The organism is Roseicella aerolata (assembly GCF_020523605.1).
GTDB lineage: Bacteria > Pseudomonadota > Alphaproteobacteria > Acetobacterales > Acetobacteraceae > Paracraurococcus > Paracraurococcus aerolatus.
In genome coordinates, this window is record NZ_JAJAQI010000163.1 from 1 (window position 1) to 979 (window position 979).

A 979-nucleotide genomic window follows, 5' to 3' on the forward strand; every position below is an offset into this window, starting at 1 on the left:
TAAGCAGGTGCGCTAACTCGCAAGGGAGGTAGCTTGCCACGGTAGGGTCAGTGACTGGGGTGAAGTCGTAACAAGGTAGCCGTAGGGGAACCTGCGGCTGGATCACCTCCTTTCAAGGAACCCGTGTGGGATGAGGGGCCTGCCTCTCGGCTGCATGGGTCCGATCAAGCTACACATCGCCCGCGGGCGAGCCTGGTGCCGAGGCCCTTCGGATGAGGGGTGCGGTTGCCGGGACATCCAGATCCCATCCATCGCGTCCGGCCAGCCCTGCTGGCCAGCAGATGATCTCGCGCGGCGAGCCTGGTCCCTCTGGGATCGGCGCCGTCCGCGCATCCTTCTCCCGTGCCGAGATCTGGCCCCGGCTGTGCCGGGGCTGGGGGCTAGTAGCTCAGTTGGTTAGAGCACACGCTTGATAAGCGTGGGGTCGGAGGTTCAAGTCCTCCCTGGCCCATTTTTCCCGCGCCTGTGGTGCGGGAAAAATCCCCCGGAGGGTGTCGCAAGCCGGTCGCCGCGCAAGCGGCGAGCCGCGGCACTGCCGCGGCAGGCGCGGTCGAGCTCGGCTCGGCTGTTCGATGAGAGAGTTGGCACCAAGGGGGCATAGCTCAGCTGGTAGAGCACCTGCTTTGCAAGCAGGGGGTCACCGGTTCGAATCCGGTTGCCTCCATTTCTGCTTTCGGCTGCGCCGAAAGCGGAAATCCCCCAGAGGGTAACGTCGCCGATCGCCGCGCAAGCGGCGAGCCGTCGCATTGCGACGGCAGGCGCGGTGCATCCCGATGGGTGTCCCTGGCCGAGGCTGAGGGACGCGTGCTTCCAGAACCGCCGCGATGGGCATCGAGCCTTTGGGCTCTGTCCTGGCGGGTGTTCTTTGACAGGTGAATCTGGTGAATGGTTATGTTGTGTGTGAGTGAGTAGGCTTGCTGTTGGCGTTGATCTGGCGCTTGGGCGCGGTTTGGTACTGCGTGCGGGTGTTGGGTTGGTG

At 64.6% G+C, this 979-nt stretch carries 2 tRNA genes and 1 rRNA gene; all 3 read left to right on the forward strand.

The annotated features are described in order from the left end of the window. Positions 1-113: ribosomal RNA gene (locus tag LHA35_RS28340) — 16S ribosomal RNA — on the forward strand; the annotation flags it as partial. Between the two features lie 264 nt (positions 114-377). Beyond that, positions 378-451: transfer RNA gene (locus LHA35_RS28345), tRNA-Ile, on the forward strand. A gap of 140 nt (positions 452-591) precedes the next feature. Continuing rightward, positions 592-664, forward strand: a tRNA-Ala gene (locus LHA35_RS28350). Positions 665-979: the final 315 nt, after the last annotated feature.